We start from the raw sequence: 20,323 nt of genomic DNA on the forward strand, positions 1-20,323 counted from the left end.
ATAGCACCCGGAGGAGAATGATCGAGATATAAGGGTCGCCATTCATGGGTAATGCCGATCGGTTAAGCCCAAAATAGTGGGCATAAAGTAATTTCCTTCGTTGAAAAGGTGATGGCACGCTGGCAACGTGCAGCGCATGCGTTGGCTGTGCGCACCGGTAGTGACACAGCCTGCGGATGGCGACCGGTGACGTTTTTATCGACATAAATGAAAACAGGGAGTTGTTTTTTTTATCAGTTATTAGCATTAATTGATAAATATATGACAGAATACTTACAATCAGAGGTGGGCAAATGAACCCAGAATAGCTTAAGCGGAATCGCTATGATTTATGATTGTTTTTTATACTATGACGAAGATATGTTACTCGACATTCGGTTACATACTTTGAATGACGTCGTCGACTACTTCGTGATTGTTGAATCCACACATACTTTCACCGGTAAGCCGCGAAATTTGCATTTCAATGTGAATAAATTCGCTAAATTTAAGCATAAGATTATTTATGTCGTTTATGACGAGCCGCCCTTTTTCACAAATAATGTCGTCAATGCATGGAAGAACGAAGCCCATACACGAAATGCCATCATGAGAGGTTTAGAATCCGCCAATGACGACGATATTATTATCGTTTCCGACGTTGATGAAATACCCAATCCCAAGGTTATAGTAAAAATTAATAAACGCAGACTTTGCACCTCGCTGCACATGAATTTCTACAATTATCAGTTCAATCTGCAGGTTTTCAATACTAATGGCGTTCCGCGCGTGTGTTCATTGCCCCGGGCGGCATCACTTAAAAATCTTAAAGGTTTCTTTGCCGGTAAACCAGAAGATTTCCGAAATATAAAAAAAAGCCCAATTAAATCCAGCTTTATGAAATGGACGCTCTTCAAGCTACGTAATAAAAATATTACATCTGCAGGCTGGCACTTTTCATGGATTATGCGGCCAGAGCGGATATCGGAAAAAATGTCTTCTATTTCGCACACGGAATATGACTTACCACAATTCAACAATAGCGATCATATTATTGATGCACTGAAAAATGGCAAAGATATTTGGGGCCGTGACAGAAAAATGTGCAAACAAGAACTTACTGCCGAACATTTCCCCGATTATTTGGTTAAGAATCAGACAAGATTTAGCGAATTTATTCTGTAGTCATTGCCCTGAGGTTTTCACCTGTGGGGCACATTCCGCTTAACTTACTTTTTGCTACAACATTCAAACTCATAGCCCTCTGCAAAATGCGCTTTTGGCCCTAAGCTTAAAGCCATTCAGCCACTGATGATGAGGTTTCAATGAGTTTACTGTTTAGTGCGACGCAACTGGGTAAGTTAATGCTCGATAATCGCATCGTGATCGCGCCGATGTGCCAATACTCCGCTGAGAATGGCAAAGCCAGCGCCTGGCACCGCATTCATCTCGGGCAACTGGCGCTTTCCGGCGCCGGTTTGCTGATCATTGAGGCGACGGCTGTCGAAGCGGCCGGACGTATTTCTCCCGGTGATTTAGGCTTGTGGGACGATGCAACGGAAGCGGCGCTGGCCAGCGTTCTGCAGGATATCCGTCAATATTCTGACATTCCATTTGGTATTCAACTCGGTCACGCCGGACGTAAAGCGTCCTGCGCCGCGCCGTGGCTCGGTGGCAATCAGCTATCACTGGAACAAGGCGGCTGGCAAACCGTCGCGCCTTCCGCGCAAGCCTTTAATCCTGAAGATCGCGCGCCGGTGGCGCTGACGAAAAAGGATCTTGAGCGCCTGAAACAAGCCTTCGTTGATAGCGCGCAGCGTGCCGCCAAACTCGGTATCCAGTTAATTGAACTACACGCCGCACACGGCTATTTGCTACATCAGTTCCTGTCACCGCTGAGTAACCAGCGTGAGGATGAATACGGCGGTTCGCTGGAGAATCGTCTGCGCTTCCCGCTGGAAGTGTTCCATGCGGTGCGCAGCGCCCTGCCGGACTCGGTGGCGGTTGGCGTGCGCCTTTCGGCAACGGATTGGGTTGAAGGTGGCTGGGATGTTGAGCAGTCGATTGTATTTAGCCAGCAGCTTGAAGCGGCGGGCAGCGATTACGTGCACGTTTCCAGCGGCGGCCTGTCACCGCAGCAGAAAATTACGGTTGGCCCCGGCTATCAATTGCCTTTTGCCCGCGACATCCGCAAACAAGTGAAGATTCCGGTGATTGGCGTTGGCTTGATTACGGAACCGAAGCAGGCAGAACAAGCCTTGCAGGAAGGTGATGCTGATTTGATCGCGCTGGCGCGCGCGGTGCTTTACGACCCACGCTGGCCGTGGCATGCCGCCGCTGAATTGGGTGCGCAGGCCAAAGCACCACCGCAGTATCTGCGTTCCGAGCCGCACGGCCTGAAAGGCACGCTGATTTCCAATAAAGAGTAATGGTTTTGACCCGGTGCGCATCAATGCGCACCGGTTGAATGTAGGGTCGCCATCTATGGCGACCGATTCACTCTTAACCTGCTACTTCCGTCTTCATGGTCTGCAACATATGTTCAGCCAGGCGCAAGCTCAACGCAGCGCCGGTCAAGGTCGGGTTCATACAAGATGCTGACGGCATCACGCTGGTTCCGGCAATCCACATATTGGGATGATCATGCGTGCGGCAATCACGATTTACTACCGAATTATGCGGATCATCGCCCATAATGGTGGTGCCCATGATGTGCTGGCGATCCTGGAACTTAGTATCGATCGACAATATTTCCGCATTCAGTAGTTCTGCAAACTTGTGAAAATCTTTGAGCCCCGCTTCTTTTCCGGCATGCCAGTAATCCGTCACGCTGTAGTAAATCTCCGGCAACGGAATACCAATCGCATCTTTTTTCGTCTTGCTTGGCGTAACGCGGTTTTCCGCCAGCGGCAAGGTTTCAAAATCGATAGCAAAGTTCAGCGAGCGTGCCGACTGGCGCCGGATTTCAGCATCCAGTTTGGAGCCCAGCACACCTTTCTCAATCAGCGATGCAGCATAATCGGCGGTTGGCACCGTGTTACGCACTTTGATCTTGTAGCTGGGGAAATCCTTGCGGAATACGCCATCGCGGTTGTTCAGATACACCAGCAATTCGGTCGGCCCCTGACCTGGCCACACATCTTCCGACATCATCACGTTCATACTGATGCCGGTGTGGCCCATCAAATTGCGGCCAACCTGATCGGAAGAGTTTGCAATGCCGTTGGGATATTTCTCCGACGTCGACATCAACAGTAGCTTGGGCGATTCAATGCCGTAGGCCGCCAGTACAAAGTAGTCGGCGGTTAAATGGTGCTCGGAACCATCCGGCTTTTTATACCAAATGCCGGTAATTTTGCCATCATCCGCTGCCTCTATACGGTACACCACCGCGTTATCCAGCAGTTTTGCTCCCAAACGCTCCGCTTCATCGATATGCATCGAGCCATCATATTTGGCGGCGATCGGGCAAACCGGATTGCAGTTATTATTGCCGCCACACATTGGGCGCTTGCCCCACGGCTTAGTCGCGCGACCGTTCGGTTCCAGCACCGGATTATAACCGCCTTTACCCAGCATCTCAGTTAGGCGATCAAACAGATAACTGGTTGGCAAACCCGGCATCGGGAATGGTGTAGATCGCGGTGGCCAGGCTTTGCCACCCTGCCCACTTTCGTCTTGTCCATCGACGCCTGAAACGCCCAGCTCATGCTCGGCTTTGCCATACCACGCTTCCAGCTCTTCGTAGCCAAAGGGCCAGTCGCGGCCCCGACCATAAAGTGTGTTAAGTTTGAAATCGTTGGGGATCATACGCCACAGTGCGGAGCCAAAGTGCCAGGTCGTACCACCGACAACGCGCAGGTATTTGGTGGGATATTTAACCGGCCCAACCTGCTGCAAATAGTCACCGTAGGTGGACGGAATATGTGGCGGATTGGGATAAGGCGAACCCACGCCCTGTAATTTGACATTGGTTAACGACATCTTGAACGGGGAATTACGGAAACGTTCGACGATTTCCTGGCGAGACACACGCGGGCCTGCCTCAAGGATGATGACTGATTTACCGGCTTTTGCCATCTGGCAGGCGATCAACCCGCCCATCACGCCCGAGCCAATGATGATCACATCGGCATCGACTTTTTGTGCACTCATGCGCCTTCTCCTGTAGTTGCCACTTTGCCATCATGCGTCACTGCCCAGTAGAACGGCCCGCCGCCATAGGTTGGGACCACCAGAATATCTTTGGTGGGCAGGTACATCATCGCATCGGCATAAGCGATCAACTCCAGATCGCTGCCGTCGCCGACAACGCCGGTGTACCACGCTGAAATGATGCGTTTTGCCGTTTTCCATTCAGGATTATCTGCACCAAATGCGGCAAGGAAATCGTCGACATGGGCAAAATTATGCTGCTGCAACACTGCCTGCAGGCTGCTGAGCTGGTGTGTGAAGTCGGCATTATGGCGATTTAAGGCATCGAAATAGCGCTGCCCCAAAATCGGGCCGACCGGGCGACTGACCAGGAACTGCGAAACGGTCAGAAAACCATTTTCAGCCATCTGCTCTGCAGCCAGCGCGCGCGCCGGGAACAGGGAATTACACATCGCGCCGAGTGACAAAATGCCCATACCTTGCAGCAAACGACGTCGGGAAAGGTTATGCGCCATGTTTTTTCCCCTTACGCGAAATAGAAATCAGCAGCACCAGTAAAATAATGACAACTACCGCGCCACCACCCCACACTGCAGGTTGCGCCAGGCGTGCAATCAGTGGGCGCTCGCCACCTTCACGCAGGGTTTTAACCTGTTCAGGCGTTACGTTCAGCTGAGCATTACCAAAGTTTTTCAGCACGTAGTTGCTGACGTCGGAAATTTGCTGGTCGCTTAATCGATCGGTAAATAATCCGTCCGGGCCAAAAGCTGGCATGACGACATCTTTGCCATCAACCTGGCGATGTACGCCGTAGACAATGGTGGCAATCAGGTTATCGGCCTGTGGTGCGCCGGTGGCGGTGTTGTGGAACAGCGAAGGATAGAAGTGATTGCCCGCACCATCCGCCTGATGGCAGTTAGCGCAAGAACTGGCGTAAACCTGCCAGCCCGCATCGGGATTTTTAACCGCGCGCAGCGCCGCTTCATCTGTGGCGGGTTTGCCAAGCACGTCACGTGGCGAATGGGTGGCCTGAGTCACTGCGGGGATCTGCCGCAGATAAGCCACTATCGCATTGATATCGTCATCAGACAGATGCTGTAAGCTGTGCTCGACAGCTTCCGCCATCGGGCCTGCTGCCTGCGCTTTGCCTGCAACATGGCCCGTTTTGAGATATTGCGCGATTTGCGCATCGCTCCAGTTGCCAATGCCGGCTTGTTGATCGGGCGTGATATTCGGCGCGTACCAACTGCCCAGGCTGCCGCCGCTTAGTGCCTGATCATTATTTTGCCCCATCAGCGCGTTACGTGGCGTATGGCAGGTATCGCAGTGCGCCAATGCATTGACCAGATAATCACCGCGATTAACCACATCCGATTTATCTTTTGCCGGAATAAATGGCTTATTATCGGCAAACAGCATATTCCAGAAGAACATACTTGAACGAATATTAAACGGGAAAGGCAAATCCGTGGTGGGAGGTACATTATCGTCTGCTTTTACACCGTGCATAAAATAAACATACAGCGCGTGCATATCGGCATCAGAAATTTTTGCGTATGAGGTGTAAGGCATCGCCGGATAAAGATGCTGCCCCTGTTTATTAATGCCACTTCGCACGGCTTTAACAAAATCTTGTTCGCTATAATCGCCAATGCCGGCGGTTTTTGATGGCGTGATATTACTGGCAAAAATATTCCCCAACGGCGAGGAGATAATATAGCCACCCGACATTTCCTTGCCCTGATTCGGTGCGGTGTGGCAAGCTCCACAGTCCGCAGCAATAGCCAGATACTTGCCTTTCGCAATAAGAGCCGCAGACTCAGCCGCATCTTCAGCGTGAGCTGAAAATGTGGCAGACATCAGAATGCTCAACGCGAAAGGCAGACAACACTGTCTCACCTTTCTTGCTTTCATTGTAATTGCTTCCGGTAAATAATTATTAGTATTGTAAAAACAATAATGCACTTCTGTGGCAACCCACAGAAGTGCACACTATCAGACAACGTCAATTCACAAAATACAAACAGTGCTATAACAATTCATAATCATTGAAGATGATATTTTCGCCACTTGCCGCCGTTATATCGACTTTACCTGGCTCGGTTAAAAAGGCATCGCCGGGATGTACCCAAACTTCTTTTACCCGATTGGTATGAGTTTGATCGGCAATCAGTACCCGCCCTTCGGTAAAGAACACGCGCACGCCAGGCCCGTGTTGCGTATATTCGCCGGTACTGGCGCCAGGCTTCAGCGTGACCTTCCAGCCTCTCACTGTTTTCTTATCCAGCACCTGAGTAAATGCGGCATTATCAGGCCGCGAAGCGTTACCAAAATGTTGCGGGCCTGGGATGTTAATTTCGAACGCCACCTGATGATTGACGTTATTTCCGGTATTGGTGACCTTATCCGTATCTGATTTCCCTTGATGCTCACCGAATTTAACATTGCCACTTTTCATTTCGGTCATGTTTACCGGCTTGTCGGGATACTCTATTTTGACCGGGCTCCCTTCAATGTGCGTATTAACATAATCCAGATGCTGCTCATGAAATAGCGTCGATTGTCCGGGTTGAATTAATACGCGCATTACCGTGACGTATTTATTTTCCAGAATGACGTGGTGCAGTGGTTCCAGATCGGTGGCAACCCCTTTTTCAGCCGCTTGTGTCGGTAATCCTGCGCTCAACAGCGTCGAGCACAATAATGTGCTGAATAATGTTTTGCGAATAGTCGACATAAATACTCCTTTTCTTACCAATGAATTAAGTAGAGCAGAAATTTACTCAACGATGGTGACCCAATTAGCGCCCTTACCGGTAGGCACACGCTCAATTAATGTCAGTTTTCCGGATGCTTGATCGATGGAATAAAGTGAAATCTGGGTCGACTTCTGACCGGACTCAATTAAATAACGTCCGGAATTATCAATAGCAAATCCACGCGGCTGAGCTTCTGTTGGCATGCTATTAATCAATGTCAATCGACCATCGCTCGGTGAAACATGAAATGCAGTAATATGACTGCTGGTGCGTTCGGTAGAATAAAGGAAACGTCCATTTGGCGTGATATGAATATCGGCTTGCCATAACCGCGGTTTGGCGGATTTTGGCAAATCATCATCGCCGGTCAGTGGTCGCGCTTCACCACGCTGCATGTTGGCGGCAATGGCCGGATCGAGTGATGGTGTCGCTTCATGTTCCGTCAGGGTGCCATCTTTGTTCAACGTCAGGCGGGAAATGTTGCCGGCCATTTCGGTCAGCACATAGAGATTCTGCTCACCCTTCTCATCCCGCTGCGGTGCAAAGGTGAAATGACGCGGTCCGGTTGCCGACTCGCGTTGGATATTCACAAACGCTGGCGTGTTCGCCGTGACGGTTCCGCTGTGGCTATCGAAACTGTACTGCAGCAGTTGATCGGCACCCAGCAGCGGTACATAGAGAAACTGGTTGCTGGGATCGGTCTGAATCGAATGTGCACGCTTTCCGGTATGCACCACCTGCACCGGCGCACTCTCAACTTTGCCATCCGCGACAATGCGATTGATGCTAAACAGATCGCCGCCGTAAGAAGATGAAAGCAGGAATTTCCCGCTCTTATCCAGCGCGACATACGCCATCGCCTCTGGCAGCGGCGTATCCGCAAAATGCTGCAGCGAGCCGTCAGGTTGAATATGCCAGGCCGAAACATGGTAAGGCTTACTGCGAACGGAGACATAAAGTGTCTTGTTATCCAGCGAAACCACCATCGGCATACTTTTCAGGCCGCTGGGATATTCACCAATCGGTTTCAGCTGGCGCTGCGCCTTTTGCAGCTCGTAAGCCGTCACCGTTCCGCTGTCGCCGTTGGATACGTAGACAAAAGATTTTTCCTGCGCCAATACTGTTGATGCAAAGAGCATCATGCCTGCGGCTATTACCGTCTTTTTCATCTTTGGATCTCGTTTTTGTAGGGAACAATGCGGGTATTACCAGCGCGTATTAAAATGTTCGCACAACTCAAATACGGCTTGTTCTGGCAGCGCAGCGGGCTTATCCACGCAGTTCAGCCAAAGTCGCGCGGTTTCCTCCAGCTCTTCCAACGCAAAGCTCACCGTTGAAACGGATTTACCCCACATCACCGGGCCAAGTCTCTCCAGCATCACGCCTCGCACGTCATTAGCCAACTCAGCCACCTGCGCAGCCACATCGGCATGGCCAGGGCGGCGATAGTCGATTAACGGAATCCGCCCGACTTTCATCACCTGATACGGCGTCAGCGGCGGTAAAATGCTGTCGCGCTGCCACACACCCGCTAACGTCAGTTGCACCAGATGCGTGGAATGGGTGTGCACCACGCCGTGCGCCTCCGGGTTGCGATCATAAATCTGGCGATGTAACAGTAATGTCTTCGATGGCTTGTCGCCCGAAACCCATTCATTGGCGCGATTAACCTTGGCAATCCGGCCGGGCTCCAGATGTCCGAGACAAGCATCAGTTGGCGTAATCAGCCAGCCATCTTCCAGGCGAGCGCTAATGTTTCCCGCGGTACCGGTGGTATAGCCGCGGTTAAACAGATCGGCTCCCACCTGACAAATCTCTTCTCGTAAGGACTGTTCGTTTTGCATGCTGTTTCTCCTCTTATTGATTGGCGGTAGCAATGACGTTGGCATCCGGTTTAGAGCTGATCGGTAATGGTTCCAGTTTGCCGAGCACAAACATAAAGGTCAGCGCACCCAGCACACAGATTCCGCCCGCCACCAACAATGGCACCACAAATGAACCGTGACTGAGGCTCAGCATCAGGCCAGTGAAGGAGGCCGTAACTATCCCTGCCAGGTTACCCGCAAAATTCTGGATGCCGCCTAGCGTGGCTACGTAATTACTGGCAGGCGCAACGTCGGCTGGCAGCGTCCAGATGTTGGCGGCGGTGAAGGCTAAACCGGCGTAAGTGATGGAGAATAAGGTGAGGATCACCGTAATGCTGTCGGTGAATGCGGCGAAAGCAATCACGCTGGAGATCAACATCCCGCTGATAAGACAGGTTTTACGCGCAGCGGTCAGGCTAAATCCTTTGCGGTAAAGGGTATCTGACACAATCCCGCCGAGCAGACTTCCCGGAATCCCCATCAGTGCAGGGATCGCGCCGAGCGTCCCCAGCTCTTTCAATGAAAAACCATGCGCCACCGTCAGATAAGTTGGGAACCAGGTCACAAAGAAATAGGTGGCGAAGTTCATGCAGAAGAAGCCAATCATCATTCCCCACACGTTGCGATGACGGAACAGCGACCACAATTCAACTTTTGCGTCGGCCTGCGTAGTGGGCAAAGCACGATCTTCCAGCAGATTTTTACGCTCAGTTTCATCGAGACCTTTCATCTCTTCAGGCTCACGATAGAAGACTAACCAGATCACCACCCAAATCAGTCCTAACGCGCCAGTCACGATGAAGGATGTTTCCCAATCCCATACGCTGATTAACCATGCAACCAGCGGCAGCGCCAGCGCGCTGCCGGCACGTGGACCGGCATCAAAGATCCCGCTTGCCGTTGCACGCTGTTTTTTCGGGAACCAGCTGTAAACCACTTTTACACAGCCCGGATTTCCCCCCGCCTCACCCAACCCTAATGCCAAGCGCGCCGCAAAAAGAGAAGTGAATCCTTTACCAAACGAAGTAAACACCGTAAACAACGACCACCAGCCAACGGCGATGGCCAGTCCGGCACGTGCACCGAGACGATCGAGTAGGCGTCCAGCCGGAATTTGCATCAGCGCATACGTCCAGAAGAAGGCGCCAAGAATCAGCCCCATGCTGGTGTCATCGAGGCCTAAATCTGCTTTGATGTGCGGTGCGGCGATTGCGAGGTTGATACGATCGATGTAATTGATTGCGATGGCGAAAAAGCAGAACACGATCATCAGCCAGCGAATTCGTGGATATCTGCGCATGGTGAATTCCTTTATGATTTATATAGGGTTAACACAGGTTCTGCGGCCTTAGGGCGGCTGCAGTCAGCGTTGTGGTTAAATTTGGGGGTGACAGTTCATGATCGTGTTAAAAAACGTGAGCAGGCACACCCAACCTGATAACATGATGTCAAAAGTAAGCGATTACAAAATTCAGTCAAGCCAAAAGTAAGCGCTTTCAAAATTACCTGTGAGGTGTCTGCAATTTTTGTGGACAAGCTCACTCTTTCTGCAGGAGTGACTTGATGAGTGATAAGCAAAATGGATCTGGCCGCGTATCACTGGATGATGTTGCGCGTCTCTCTGGCGTTTCAACGGCGACGGTTTCACGCGTATTAAACGGCAGCACCACGGTCAAAGCGTCACGCCGTGAAGCGGTGGAAAAGGCCTGTGAGGAATTGGGATATGTGATTAACCGCGCCGCGCGCACCCTCGCCTCACGCCGCAGCATGACGATTGGCGCGGTAGTACCCACGCTGGCGACGGAAACCTTTTCGCGCCCGCTGGCGGCTTTTCAGCAACTGATTCATGAAGCCGGCTATACGCTGCTATTGGCTAACTCCAACTTCGATCCGGAAACCGAGCTGAAAGAAGTTAATAAGCTGATTGAGTACGGTATCGATGGTTTGATGCTGGTGGGCAATACCCATCATCCAAAGCTGTGGGAGCGCATTATTCAGCAGAATATCGCCTGCGTGCAGACCTTTTCGCAAGACAGCGAAAGACCCTGTGTCGGTTATGACAGCGAGGGTGCGGCTGAAACCCTGGCGCAGCATTTGCTGGGATTAGGGCATCAGCGTTTTGCAGTGATTGTCGGCACGCCGCCTTCCAACGATCGTATTTCAGAACGTCTGAACGGTACGCGCCGCGCCCTGCAGCAGTATGGATTGACGCTGCCGGATACGCATTTAATTGATAACGCCTTCACCATGAATGATGCGCGCAGAGCGGTGTTTCGTTTACTCGATGCGCCGCAGCCGCCCACCGCCATCATCTGCGGTAACGATCTGCTGGCGTTTGGTGCTATGCGCGCGGCGAGCGAGCGTTATCTGCGCATTCCAAATGATATCTCCATCGTTGGCTTCAACGACTATGAATACGCTGAACATCTGGAGCATCCGCTGACCACCATGCGCGTGGATTTAGCGTCGATTGGTGAACACGCCGCGCACTATTTATTGAACACCCTGAATAACTTACCCGCACCAATACAGACACAGATAAGTACCGAATTGATTGTCCGGGGCAGCAGCGGCTCGGTGCCCCGTCAGGAACGCTAATCGCGTCTGTCCATGCCGAATCGGTTGAACACGTCCGTGACTGACGGCGTTTTCAGCCAGCTCAGAAATGCTTGCGCCCGTTCAGGTTGTTGGGCGCGGCTTAACACCGCAGCCGAAAGCGAAATCGCCTGCTGCGTACCCGCTGGCAGCGGTCCAACAACATCAATGCCCTCCACCATCAGCAGTTCGCTGATCTGCTGTACTGCCAGGTCAGCGTTGCCCTGCACCAGTTGCTCGGCGGTAAAACCAGCAGGAATCACCGTGCCACGCGCGCGCAGTTCCGTATCAATGTTGAGTTGTTTCAACAATTGTGAAAACCAGACACCGCTGGCTCCGGCTTCTGACCAGGCCACCGAACGCGCAGCTAACAAAGTCTGAATCAACGTTTCGCGATTGCTGATATCGGGCTGTGCAGCGCCCGCCCGCACCGCAATTCCGATGGGAGAATCAACCAGTTCGATACGCGCGCCCGCATCCGCCAAACCCGATTGTGTCAGGCGGTCCAGCGTCTCAACCGTAGCGATCACCACATCCGCACCGGCGCCGGCGTTGAGCTCTTTTTCGATGATGGTGCTGGGATGCCAGCGTATCGCCAGCGGTGCATCAGGATGTTGCGACTGCCATTGGGCAACCAGCGTGTTAAACGGCGCGCTCAGTGCAAGCGCGCTATAAATCGTTAACGCCATGATTAATCCTCGCGTGCGAAAAAGGGAGCGCGACGCAGCAGCGCAGCATTAAGTTCCTCAGGCCGCGTCACGCCGATCAGTGCTAAATCGCGATCGATTTCATCCCGCAGGATATGCATGGCATGTTCAACGCCCGCCTGAGCGCCAATCACCGCGCCATACAGGAATGGACGACCAAGAAACACGAAGTCCGCGCCCAGCGCCATCGCTTTCATCACATCGGTGCCGCGACGGATGCCGCTATCAATAATTACCTTCATATTGCCCTTCGCCGCCGCAATTTCAGCGAGCGTATGCAGCGGCGGCACCGTGTAGTCCAGCTGACGGCCGCCGTGGTTGGAGAGAATCACCGCATCGGCGCCAAGATCACGCGCGATGAAGGCATCATCCGGCGACATCAGCCCTTTAATCACCAGATTGCCTTTCCATTTTTTACGGATCGCTTCAACGTGCTTCCAGCTCAGTTTGTCGCGTGCATTGGTGTTTCGCACTTTGCTCGACATCATTGGCGGGCCGCGTTCAGCATCGGTATTTTCGAAGTGCGGCGCACCATAACGCAGGAAGGTTTGCGCCACCGTGCCCAGCAGCCAGCGCGGACTCATGGCGCTTTGCCACATCACTTTCGGCGTGATTTTTATCGGCATGCTGAAGCCACTGCGGGTGTTATGTTCCCGATTACCCAGCATCGGTGTATCACCGGTCACCACCAGCGTTTTATAACCGGCGTGTTCAACGCGGTCGACCAGGCGATCGATACGCGGTTGGTCGCCCGCCAGATAGGCCTGAAACCAGGCGTCGGGATTAGCGGCGATCACCTCTTCTAACGGAATCAGCGACGAGGCGCTGAGGATCATTGGCACATTCATTGCGCGTGCAGCCTTCGCCAGCATTAAGTCAGCCCGGTAACTGACAAACGACGCGCCGCCAAGCGGAGCAACACCGAATGGATGCGCCCAATCATGGCCCAATAAATTCACACGCTGATCCCGACCAGAAACATCGCGGAACATACGCGGCACAAAGACATATTGCTGATAAGCCTCATGCGCGGCAGCAAGTCCTCTGCCGGTTTCCACGCCGCCTTTTACATACTGATAAATCATATTCGGCAATCGCTTACGCGCATGGCGTTCAAAATCATCTAACGCCAGCAAGTCACGAAAATGGCGTGGCACCGTATTCGCAGGGCGCACCTGCGCTTCGGGTGTCACGTTAACGTTAATAGCGGTGGTTTCTCCACGAATGGTCATAGTGCGTTCTCAGAGTTAGCTAAAAGTAAGCGATTTCAAATTAGGCATTCAGACGAATGCATTCACTTACATCCTGACAGATGCGCAGTTTTTTTATGTGACGGGCATCACCATATGAAGACAAATGTAAGCCCTTACATTTTCATTCTAACTCAGATATGGTGTGCTGTAATTCACTTGTGTATCGCTGGTGTCGGAGAAAATGATGAGCCAACGCATAGTTTTACTGCATGCCACGCCGGTGGCGATGTCTCCTATTCAGAACGCTTTTAACGATCTTTGGCCAGAGGCTGAAGTGGTGAATTTGCTGGATGATGGTTTGACTGTGGATCGCGCAAAAGAAGAACAGCTTTCGCTGCAGTTGATTGATCGCTTCGTTGCTTTTGGCCGCTACGGTTACGCGATGAATGCGCAAGGTATTCTGGTGACCTGCTCAGCCTTTGGCCCAGCGATTGATGAACTCTCTGCGGCTTTGCCGGTGCCAGTGCTTAAACCGAATGAAGCGATGTTCGAGGCTGCACTGCAGCAAGGCGAACGCATCGGCATGCTGGCGACCTTTGGTCCGTCATTAGTGACGATGTGCGATGAGTTTTATCACTATGCCGAACAAATTGGTTCATCCGCGACGCTGGAAACCGTGCTGGTTCCGGATGCCATCGACCTGCTGCGTAAAGGTGATGTCGCCAGCCACAATCGTCTGGTCGCAGAGTGCGCACCGCAGTTAAGTCACTGCGATGTGATTATGCTGGCGCACTTCTCTACCTCGCGCGCCGCCGATGCCGTGCGTGAGAAAGTCTCGATTCCGGTGTTAACGGCACCGCATGCAGCGGTGAAAAAAATGCAGTTCGCGATTGGAGGATCATCATGCTGATTGGGGTCATCGCCGATGATTTTACCGGTGCCAGCGATATTGCCGTCACGCTGTCGAAAGGATTGGTGGGCGAAGGCGGTTTGCGCACGACGCAGTATCTTGGCGTACCGCATCAATCTGCAGACAAACAGGTGCAAGCTGGCGTTATTGCCTTGAAATCGCGCTCTCTGCCCGCAGAGGAAGCTGTTCAACAATCGCTGGCTGCCTGTGAATGGCTATTGCAGCAAGGCTGTACGCAGATCGTATTTAAATATTGCTCGACCTTTGACTCGACCGACTCTGGCAACATTGGTCCTGTACTCGACGCGCTGGCTCAGCGATTAGCGGCGCGCAATGTGATTGTCTGCCCGGCGTTTCCCGCGATGGGCCGTACGCTTTATCAGGGCAATTTGTTTGTGCACGACCGTCCGCTGAATGAATCTGGCATGGAGCATCATCCTTTGACGCCCATGAAGGATGCGGATATCCGCCGTTTGCTGGCGCGCCAGGCAAAAACGCGCGTCAGCCATATTGGCTGGCAGCAAGTGGTGCAAGGCAGTGAAGCACTGCGCGAGATTCTGCAAGCCCGGACAGATGAGGAAGCGCAATTGGTGGTGGTGGATGCCATCAGCGATCACGATTTAACGCTGATCGGCATCGCCGCTGCGGATGAGAAGCTTATCAGTGGTGGATCGGGCATCGCGCTTGCCCTGCCGCACAATTTTATCAGTGCCGGTAAAGCACAAGGTAACAATAGTGAGTTTCCTGCCATTAAAGGTTCCAGCGCCATTTTAGTTGGCAGTTGTTCAGGTGCGACGCGCGGACAAATAGAAGAACACCAAAAACAGCATGCGGTGCTGGCGATAGAGATTGAGGATGTGATGGCGGAACGAATTGATGCTGACGATCTCGTGGATTTTATCCTCACCCAACAGAACCGTTGCCCGCTGATCTATTCCTCAGGCGATCCCGCAACCGTAAAGCAAATGCAGCAGCAGTTTGGCCAGCACAATATCTCGCAACACCTTGATCGGCTGTTTGGTGATACGGCACGCAAGTTAGTGCACGAGGCGGGCATACAGCGTTTAGTGGTTGGCGGTGGAGAAACCTCGGGCGCGGTGGTCAGCGCGTTGAATTTGGGTTCGCTGCAGGTTGGAAGTGAAATCGATCCTGGCGTGCCCGCCCTGTTTGCTCAAGGCGAGCGACCGCTGGCGCTGGCGCTAAAATCGGGGAATTTTGGTCGGCGCGACTTCTTCTCGCATGCCCTTAACGTGTTAGCCGGTTCTACGCATTAAATCGAAGACAACGTCTGCACGACGTTGTCCTTTTCTCTCTTATCGGCCACCAAATTCCGGCAACACCCCAAACCAGCTCAGCAGCCAGGCCAGTATATTCATTGCGCCAAATACAAACAGTAAAACCACTGCCAGTGAACAGCGTTGCTGAGATTTCCACGCCAGCATGGCCGGGATGATCACCGCCCATAAAGTCGCGAACAGTCCTGCAAAACCAATCGCGGCGACAAAACCACTCGGCCAGCAAATCGAGGCGAGTAACGGCGGCAGGAAAGTCAGGCTGGCGGTTTTCAGACGCGCGCCCGGTGAATTTCCGAATCCCAGACGATCGGCGATGAAATCAAACAAACCAGCAGTGACGCCGAGGAACGAAGCGATCACCGCGAAATGTGAGAAGATCGACATCATCAGCGCCAGCGCATTAACGTGCAGATGATCACGCAGCGCTGCCATCAGTGCCGCGATATCACCGCCCTGCTGCACAATCTTGGGAAACGCATTGCGCGGAAGATTTCCCATGGTGCTAGTCAGCCAAAACAGATACAGCGCCAGCGACAGCAAGGTACCCAAGACCAACGCGCGCGTAATATTCTGCTTATTACCACCGTAATAACTCACCAGACCGGTGATGTTGCCGTGGTAACCAAACGACGCGAGACAAAACGGCAGCACGCCAAGTGCATAAGGCCAGTAATGTTCCCCTGCTGCGGGCCCGCTCAGTAACGACGGCACGTTCACCTGCGTCAGTAAGCCGCCGAACAGTACGATCAACAGCAGAATTTTCGCCAGCACGCAGAAAGTCATCAAACGGCTGACGCCGGTAGTGCCGAGCCACACTACCAAAGCAACGCACAGCGTCAGCACTGTTTTAGCTTCTGCGGTAGAGATCGGTAGCCCCAACTGACTAATTGAGTGCTGATAAACCGGGCCGCTGGCCGAAATATAGGCGTAGGTGAGAATGCCGAGGACAAATAAGATGCTAAGACCATTGAGCGTCGCCCAGCCACGTCCGAGCAAATCTTTGGTTAAGGTGTCGTAACCCGCGCCGGGCGGATACTTCAAGCTGACACGCATAAACAACAAGCCGGACAGCAACATCCCGCCCCAGCTAATCAGCAACAACACCATTGCCCAGCCAAACCACGCGCCCGCCATCACCACCGGCAGCGTAAACATCCCTGCGCCCACTACGGTGCCGCAAATAATCATCGCGCCCCACCATACGGAAGGCTGGCGGCGGGACAATGTCATCTCCGTCATCACTTATTCCCTACAAAACTGCTTAAAAGCGGCGATGATACACGGGAAAACGCTGAGAAGAGAGTGTGATACGAGATAAAACGCGCGCCATAATGCAGGTGCGCATTAATGCGCACCGCCAATCCTTTGTAGGGTCGCCATTTATGGTGACCGAAAGACGCTTAACTGACGAGCATTACGCCATCAAAACGCGCGTATATGGAAGGGAAAAGAACTTAGTTATAGAACGTCGGTTTCGCTGGCATGGTGATCGGCACGATGTCACCCGAGTTTTGCGCCGCAACGCAGGCATCAGCCGCGACCGCCGCCGCATAACCATCCCATGCGGATGGCCCGGTCATCTCACCCGCCAACACGTTATTGATGAAGTCCTGCAGCTCCACGTCATAGGCATCGATGAAACGCTTTTTCCAGTCGGTAAGAATACTGGTGGAGAGTTTGGCCGCGCTGCGCGTTTGTACCGACATCGGTTCAGGCAGACGTGCGATACCGCTTTCGCCTACCACTTCACACTGAATATCGTAGCCGTAAGCGCAGTTAACGAAGATTTCTACATCGATGCGCACACCTTTGGCGGTTTCCAGCAGTACGATTTGCGGATCTTTCAGATGCGCAGACGCTTTACTCGTTGAGCGCGGATAGATCACCTGCGCGCTGACGTAGTCATCTTTCAGCAACCAGCGCAGCACATCAAGCTCATGAATTAGCGTGTCGGTGATGGCCATATCGGTGGTGTAGGCATCGCCGACTTCGGGATTGCGGTGCGCGCAGTGCAGCATCAACGGTTCGCCGATCTCACCGTTCTCAATCACCGTTTTCAAGGCGCGATAGCCGCTGTCGTAAGGACGCATAAAGCCGACCTGAACCAGCTTTTTACCGGCAGCGATTTCCGCTTCAACGATGTTCATGCAACCCTGCGCGGTGACCGCCAGCGGCTTTTCACAGAACACCGCTTTGCCCGCTTTGATTGCCGCCAGCACGAATTCTTCGTGAGTTGGCCCCCACGACGTGACCAGAATCGCCTGCACTTCTGGCGCGTTAATCAGATCATGCGCGTTGTCATAAATCTCCGCCTGAATTCCCAGATCTTGAATGATCTGTTCGCAGTTAGCGCGGTTAATGTCATTCAGCGCCACTACGCGCGAATGTTGCAGCACCTGGCTACAACGACGGATGTGTTCGCGACCAATCGCGCCCGTGCCAATTACACCAATATTGAGCGTCATAGCGTGTTCCTTAATTATTCAGATAAGCAATGCTGGATTGAATTTCCTGGGCAATCTGTTCTTCGCTCCAGCCATCCATTACGGAAGAAAACGGTTCAAAGGCGTAGATGCCGCGATAGCCCATCTCTTCCAGACGCTGCACTTGTTGTTTCGATTTCAGCAGATCGTCGGCACTCAGCATGATGCGCTCTTCGTCAGTTAGCTGATGTGTTGGGCGTTCATCGATCACGCCAGAAAGATGCACCAGCCCGATGTTGCTGACGTCGACGCCGCCAGCAAAGTCTTGCTCAGCGCCTTCGTACAAGTGGTGGTGAAAAGTATCCAGTACGATTTTGAACGGCGCGCCCGCCTGCTTGATCAACTGCTGTGTCAGCGCGGCAGAACGCAGCGAGCTTTGCGGAAACCCGAGCGGCTCAACCAGACCGGCGATGCCATACTCGGCGAACAACGGTGCGAGCTTTTTTAACGCATCAACGGTTTGCTGCTGGGAAATAACCGTGCCGTCATTCAGTGGGCAGAGTACTAACGCTTTGGCACCAGTTTCACGCGCAGCGTTTAATAAAGCGCGCGTTTTATCCAGCACCTCATCAGTTAATTGGTTAAACGGATAAACCGCATTAATCGTTTCGATGGTGAACGCATGTTGTTTAGCCAGGTCACGAACTTGTTCACCGGATAAATGATCAGTTACGCTGCCACTTTTCATATCATTGCGGATTTCGACTTTATTTAACCCTAACTTTTCAACCAGCGAGAAAAAATGATCGAGGCTGAGGTTGGACGCAATTTTACGATTAACGCAGAGTCGGTCATGGCTTATTTTGTAGGTCATGGTGTGTTCTATCCTGAAAGAGTAATATTATTTACTTTCTGTTTTGTTGTGACGCGTCGATATCTTGCGATAGTAAGCGATGTCGTTTTGCTGCTCTGCCAGAACTTTGATTGATTTACATCAACGCAACATCATTTATACAACTCATGGAAATAGTGCTCGACTTGCTCCAGGCTGCGCCCTTTGGTTTCCGGGATGGTGCGCAACACAAACATCGATCCGCCAATACCAATCACCGCAAAGGTTAAGAAGGCTCCGGCCAGACCAAACGCCGCTAGCAGCAGCGGGAACGCCATCGAAATGGCGAAGTTCGCCATCCACAGCGCAAATACCGCGCCGCCCATGCAGATGCCGCGCATACGCGCCGGGAAGATCTCGGAGAGTAACAGCCAGGTAACCGGCGACAGCGCGCCTTGCTGGAAGCACAGGAACATCAGCATGCCCGCCAGCACCAGATAGGCGCGCAGCAGATTGACGTCACCCGCAGAATGATATTCCGGCATCAAGAAGCACACCGCCGCGATAAAGAACAGACACGCGGTGCAACCCATCTGTCCAACCAACACCAGCGGACGACGGCCAATTTTGCCGATCATCCAGATCCCGACCAGCGTCATCAGCACTGAAATCACGCCGTTAGCGATGGTGGCGAACAGCGCGGCATCGTTGCTCAAGCCGGTTGCCGTCAGCATGGTCGGCGCGTAATACATGATGGTGTTGACGCCGGTCAGCTGCTGAATCGCCGCAATACCGATACCGAGGAGGAACACTTTGCGCAGCCACGGCGTACGCAGATCGCGCAGGCGGCCTTTGCCCTGTTGCCGGTTCTCTTCGATGGTTTCTTCGATCTCTTCCAGCTCCCAGTCGACGTCATCCGCCGCGCGGGTTTTCTCCAGCACTTTGCGTGCTTCGTTGTTGTTACCGCGCATTACGTGCCAGCGCGGGCTTTCTGGCATAAAGATCATGCCAAACCACAGCAAAACGGCGGGCACCGTCGAGATGGCGATCATCCAGCGCCAGGTGTGCTCCCCGCCCCAGATTTCATTGAAAGTGGCATTGGACACGTACGCTAGCAGCTGACCCGAAACAATCATCAGCTCCTGCAAGGTGACCAGTTGGCCGCGCTTGTTGGCCGGTGCGATTTCCGCGATATACACCGGCACCGTGGCCGCCGCGCCACCGACGGCAATGCCAAGGAATAGACGTGAAGCGATCATTGAGATGACATCCGGCGCAAATGCCGAACTGATGGCGCCAAGGGCAAAAATAAAAGCGAGGGAAATAATGATTTTGCGTCGCCCCAGCGCGTCGGCGAAATGACCGGCGAGCAGCGCGCCAAAAGCGGCACCAAACAGCAGTGAACTGGTGACTAATCCGGTGGTAAATGGCGTGAGATGTAAATCGTCACGCATAAACAGCAAAGCGCCCGATACCACGCCAGTATCGTAGCCAAACAGTAATCCACCAAGCGTGGCGACCAGCGCAATTATTTTAACAAAGGGCTCGGTGCGTGTGGTGCTATTCGGGCCGGAAGCCGTGTTGGTGGATATATAAAGTTCTCTTTCCAT

At 52.7% G+C, this 20,323-nt stretch carries 18 protein-coding genes; 5 read left to right on the forward strand and 13 right to left on the reverse strand.

Annotated elements, in window-relative coordinates; all coding sequences use genetic code 11:
- Positions 1–324: 324 nt before the first annotated feature.
- Both PanJK_RS06860 and PanJK_RS06865 read left to right on the forward strand, forming a co-directional pair.
- Positions 325–1,164 carry a benzoate transporter gene (locus tag PanJK_RS06860; RefSeq protein ID WP_256698720.1) on the forward strand — a complete coding sequence of 280 codons (840 nt, stop codon included), beginning with the start codon at positions 325–327 and terminating at the stop codon, positions 1,162–1,164.
- Positions 1,165–1,304: 140 nt separating this feature from the next.
- On the forward strand, positions 1,305–2,408 hold the full coding sequence (locus PanJK_RS06865; protein WP_265298312.1) for an NADH:flavin oxidoreductase/NADH oxidase: 1,104 nt from the start codon (positions 1,305–1,307) through the stop codon (positions 2,406–2,408).
- Positions 2,409–2,481: 73 nt separating this feature from the next.
- Here the strand turns inward: PanJK_RS06865 and PanJK_RS06870 are convergent, their stop codons facing one another.
- From PanJK_RS06870 to PanJK_RS06900, 7 genes are all read right to left on the reverse strand, one after another.
- Complete coding sequence (locus tag PanJK_RS06870) at positions 2,482–4,134, reverse strand: GMC family oxidoreductase (protein ID WP_265298315.1); 1,653 nt, start codon at positions 4,132–4,134, stop codon at positions 2,482–2,484.
- Complete coding sequence (locus PanJK_RS06875; protein WP_265298317.1) at positions 4,131–4,649, reverse strand: sorbitol dehydrogenase family protein; 519 nt, start codon at positions 4,647–4,649, stop codon at positions 4,131–4,133. Before PanJK_RS06875 ends, PanJK_RS06870 begins: the two co-directional genes overlap by 4 nt.
- Positions 4,639–6,048 carry a c-type cytochrome gene (locus tag PanJK_RS06880; RefSeq protein ID WP_265298319.1) on the reverse strand — a complete coding sequence of 470 codons (1,410 nt, stop codon included), beginning with the start codon at positions 6,046–6,048 and terminating at the stop codon, positions 4,639–4,641. Before PanJK_RS06880 ends, PanJK_RS06875 begins: the two co-directional genes overlap by 11 nt.
- 115 nt (positions 6,049–6,163) lie before the next feature.
- Positions 6,164–6,871 (reverse strand): hypothetical protein, encoded by a 708-nt coding sequence (locus PanJK_RS06885; RefSeq protein ID WP_265298321.1) that lies wholly within the window; start codon positions 6,869–6,871, stop codon positions 6,164–6,166.
- Positions 6,872–6,913: 42 nt separating this feature from the next.
- The gene (locus tag PanJK_RS06890) at positions 6,914–8,062 is read right to left on the reverse strand and encodes a lactonase family protein (protein ID WP_265298323.1); all 1,149 of its coding nucleotides are present in this window, start codon (positions 8,060–8,062) and stop codon (positions 6,914–6,916) included.
- 36 nt (positions 8,063–8,098) lie between these two features.
- On the reverse strand, positions 8,099–8,737 hold the full coding sequence (locus tag PanJK_RS06895; RefSeq protein WP_265298325.1) for an aldolase: 639 nt from the start codon (positions 8,735–8,737) through the stop codon (positions 8,099–8,101).
- A 13-nt stretch (positions 8,738–8,750) separates the two neighbouring features.
- Positions 8,751–10,058 (reverse strand): MFS transporter, encoded by a 1,308-nt coding sequence (locus tag PanJK_RS06900; RefSeq protein WP_265298327.1) that lies wholly within the window; start codon positions 10,056–10,058, stop codon positions 8,751–8,753.
- Between the two features lie 263 nt (positions 10,059–10,321).
- On the opposite strand from PanJK_RS06900, the gene PanJK_RS06905 reads away from it, so the two are divergent.
- Entirely contained in the window at positions 10,322–11,356 is a 1,035-nt protein-coding gene (locus PanJK_RS06905; protein ID WP_265298329.1) for a LacI family DNA-binding transcriptional regulator, read from the forward strand.
- Here PanJK_RS06905 and PanJK_RS06910 read toward each other — a convergent pair.
- Both PanJK_RS06910 and PanJK_RS06915 read right to left on the reverse strand, forming a co-directional pair.
- On the reverse strand, positions 11,353–12,042 hold the full coding sequence (locus PanJK_RS06910) for a substrate-binding domain-containing protein (RefSeq protein ID WP_265298331.1): 690 nt from the start codon (positions 12,040–12,042) through the stop codon (positions 11,353–11,355). The two genes, PanJK_RS06905 and PanJK_RS06910, sit on opposite strands and share 4 nt — an antisense overlap.
- Before the next feature lie 2 nt (positions 12,043–12,044).
- Entirely contained in the window at positions 12,045–13,292 is a 1,248-nt protein-coding gene (locus tag PanJK_RS06915; RefSeq protein WP_265298333.1) for an alpha-hydroxy acid oxidase, read from the reverse strand.
- Between the two features lie 205 nt (positions 13,293–13,497).
- Between PanJK_RS06915 and PanJK_RS06920 the strand changes: the two genes are divergently transcribed.
- Together PanJK_RS06920 and otnK are read left to right on the forward strand one after the other, a co-directional pair.
- A complete protein-coding gene (locus tag PanJK_RS06920) occupies positions 13,498–14,163 on the forward strand; it encodes an aspartate/glutamate racemase family protein (RefSeq protein ID WP_414858930.1) in 666 nt (221 codons plus the stop codon).
- Complete coding sequence (gene otnK, locus PanJK_RS06925) at positions 14,157–15,437, forward strand: 3-oxo-tetronate kinase (protein ID WP_265298337.1); 1,281 nt, start codon at positions 14,157–14,159, stop codon at positions 15,435–15,437. The genes PanJK_RS06920 and otnK overlap by 7 nt, the downstream gene beginning before the upstream one ends.
- A 39-nt stretch (positions 15,438–15,476) precedes the next feature.
- Here otnK and PanJK_RS06930 read toward each other — a convergent pair whose 3' ends face one another.
- The 4 genes from PanJK_RS06930 to PanJK_RS06945 form a co-directional block, all read right to left on the reverse strand.
- Positions 15,477–16,697 (reverse strand): aromatic amino acid transporter, encoded by a 1,221-nt coding sequence (locus tag PanJK_RS06930; protein ID WP_265298339.1) that lies wholly within the window; start codon positions 16,695–16,697, stop codon positions 15,477–15,479.
- A 215-nt stretch (positions 16,698–16,912) separates the two neighbouring features.
- The gene (locus tag PanJK_RS06935) at positions 16,913–17,923 is read right to left on the reverse strand and encodes a Gfo/Idh/MocA family oxidoreductase (RefSeq protein WP_265298341.1); all 1,011 of its coding nucleotides are present in this window, start codon (positions 17,921–17,923) and stop codon (positions 16,913–16,915) included.
- 10 nt (positions 17,924–17,933) lie between these two features.
- Entirely contained in the window at positions 17,934–18,755 is an 822-nt protein-coding gene (locus PanJK_RS06940; RefSeq protein ID WP_265298343.1) for a TIM barrel protein, read from the reverse strand.
- Between the two features lie 131 nt (positions 18,756–18,886).
- Entirely contained in the window at positions 18,887–20,323 is a 1,437-nt protein-coding gene (locus PanJK_RS06945; protein WP_265298345.1) for a sugar porter family MFS transporter, read from the reverse strand.

This window comes from Pantoea sp. JK (assembly GCF_026130245.1).
GTDB classification, from domain to species: Bacteria; Pseudomonadota; Gammaproteobacteria; order Enterobacterales; family Enterobacteriaceae; genus Pantoea; species Pantoea trifolii.

What these genes read in the sequence shown, in the direction of transcription:
- PanJK_RS06860 (WP_256698720.1), top strand. Translation starts at nt 325, where the DNA reads ATGATTTATGATTGTTTTTTATACTATGACGAAGATATGTTACTCGAC.
- PanJK_RS06865 (WP_265298312.1), top strand. Translation starts at nt 1,305, where the DNA reads ATGAGTTTACTGTTTAGTGCGACGCAACTGGGTAAGTTAATGCTCGAT.
- PanJK_RS06870 (WP_265298315.1), bottom strand. Translation starts at nt 4,134, where the DNA reads ATGAGTGCACAAAAAGTCGATGCCGATGTGATCATCATTGGCTCGGGC.
- PanJK_RS06875 (WP_265298317.1), bottom strand. Translation starts at nt 4,649, where the DNA reads ATGGCGCATAACCTTTCCCGACGTCGTTTGCTGCAAGGTATGGGCATT.
- PanJK_RS06880 (WP_265298319.1), bottom strand. Translation starts at nt 6,048, where the DNA reads ATGAAAGCAAGAAAGGTGAGACAGTGTTGTCTGCCTTTCGCGTTGAGC.
- PanJK_RS06885 (WP_265298321.1), bottom strand. Translation starts at nt 6,871, where the DNA reads ATGTCGACTATTCGCAAAACATTATTCAGCACATTATTGTGCTCGACG.
- PanJK_RS06890 (WP_265298323.1), bottom strand. Translation starts at nt 8,062, where the DNA reads ATGAAAAAGACGGTAATAGCCGCAGGCATGATGCTCTTTGCATCAACA.
- PanJK_RS06895 (WP_265298325.1), bottom strand. Translation starts at nt 8,737, where the DNA reads ATGCAAAACGAACAGTCCTTACGAGAAGAGATTTGTCAGGTGGGAGCC.
- PanJK_RS06900 (WP_265298327.1), bottom strand. Translation starts at nt 10,058, where the DNA reads ATGCGCAGATATCCACGAATTCGCTGGCTGATGATCGTGTTCTGCTTT.
- PanJK_RS06905 (WP_265298329.1), top strand. Translation starts at nt 10,322, where the DNA reads ATGAGTGATAAGCAAAATGGATCTGGCCGCGTATCACTGGATGATGTT.
- PanJK_RS06910 (WP_265298331.1), bottom strand. Translation starts at nt 12,042, where the DNA reads ATGGCGTTAACGATTTATAGCGCGCTTGCACTGAGCGCGCCGTTTAAC.
- PanJK_RS06915 (WP_265298333.1), bottom strand. Translation starts at nt 13,292, where the DNA reads ATGACCATTCGTGGAGAAACCACCGCTATTAACGTTAACGTGACACCC.
- PanJK_RS06920 (WP_414858930.1), top strand. Translation starts at nt 13,498, where the DNA reads ATGAGCCAACGCATAGTTTTACTGCATGCCACGCCGGTGGCGATGTCT.
- otnK (WP_265298337.1), top strand. Translation starts at nt 14,157, where the DNA reads ATGCTGATTGGGGTCATCGCCGATGATTTTACCGGTGCCAGCGATATT.
- PanJK_RS06930 (WP_265298339.1), bottom strand. Translation starts at nt 16,697, where the DNA reads ATGACGGAGATGACATTGTCCCGCCGCCAGCCTTCCGTATGGTGGGGC.
- PanJK_RS06935 (WP_265298341.1), bottom strand. Translation starts at nt 17,923, where the DNA reads ATGACGCTCAATATTGGTGTAATTGGCACGGGCGCGATTGGTCGCGAA.
- PanJK_RS06940 (WP_265298343.1), bottom strand. Translation starts at nt 18,755, where the DNA reads ATGACCTACAAAATAAGCCATGACCGACTCTGCGTTAATCGTAAAATT.
- PanJK_RS06945 (WP_265298345.1), bottom strand. Translation starts at nt 20,323, where the DNA reads ATGGAAAGAGAACTTTATATATCCACCAACACGGCTTCCGGCCCGAAT.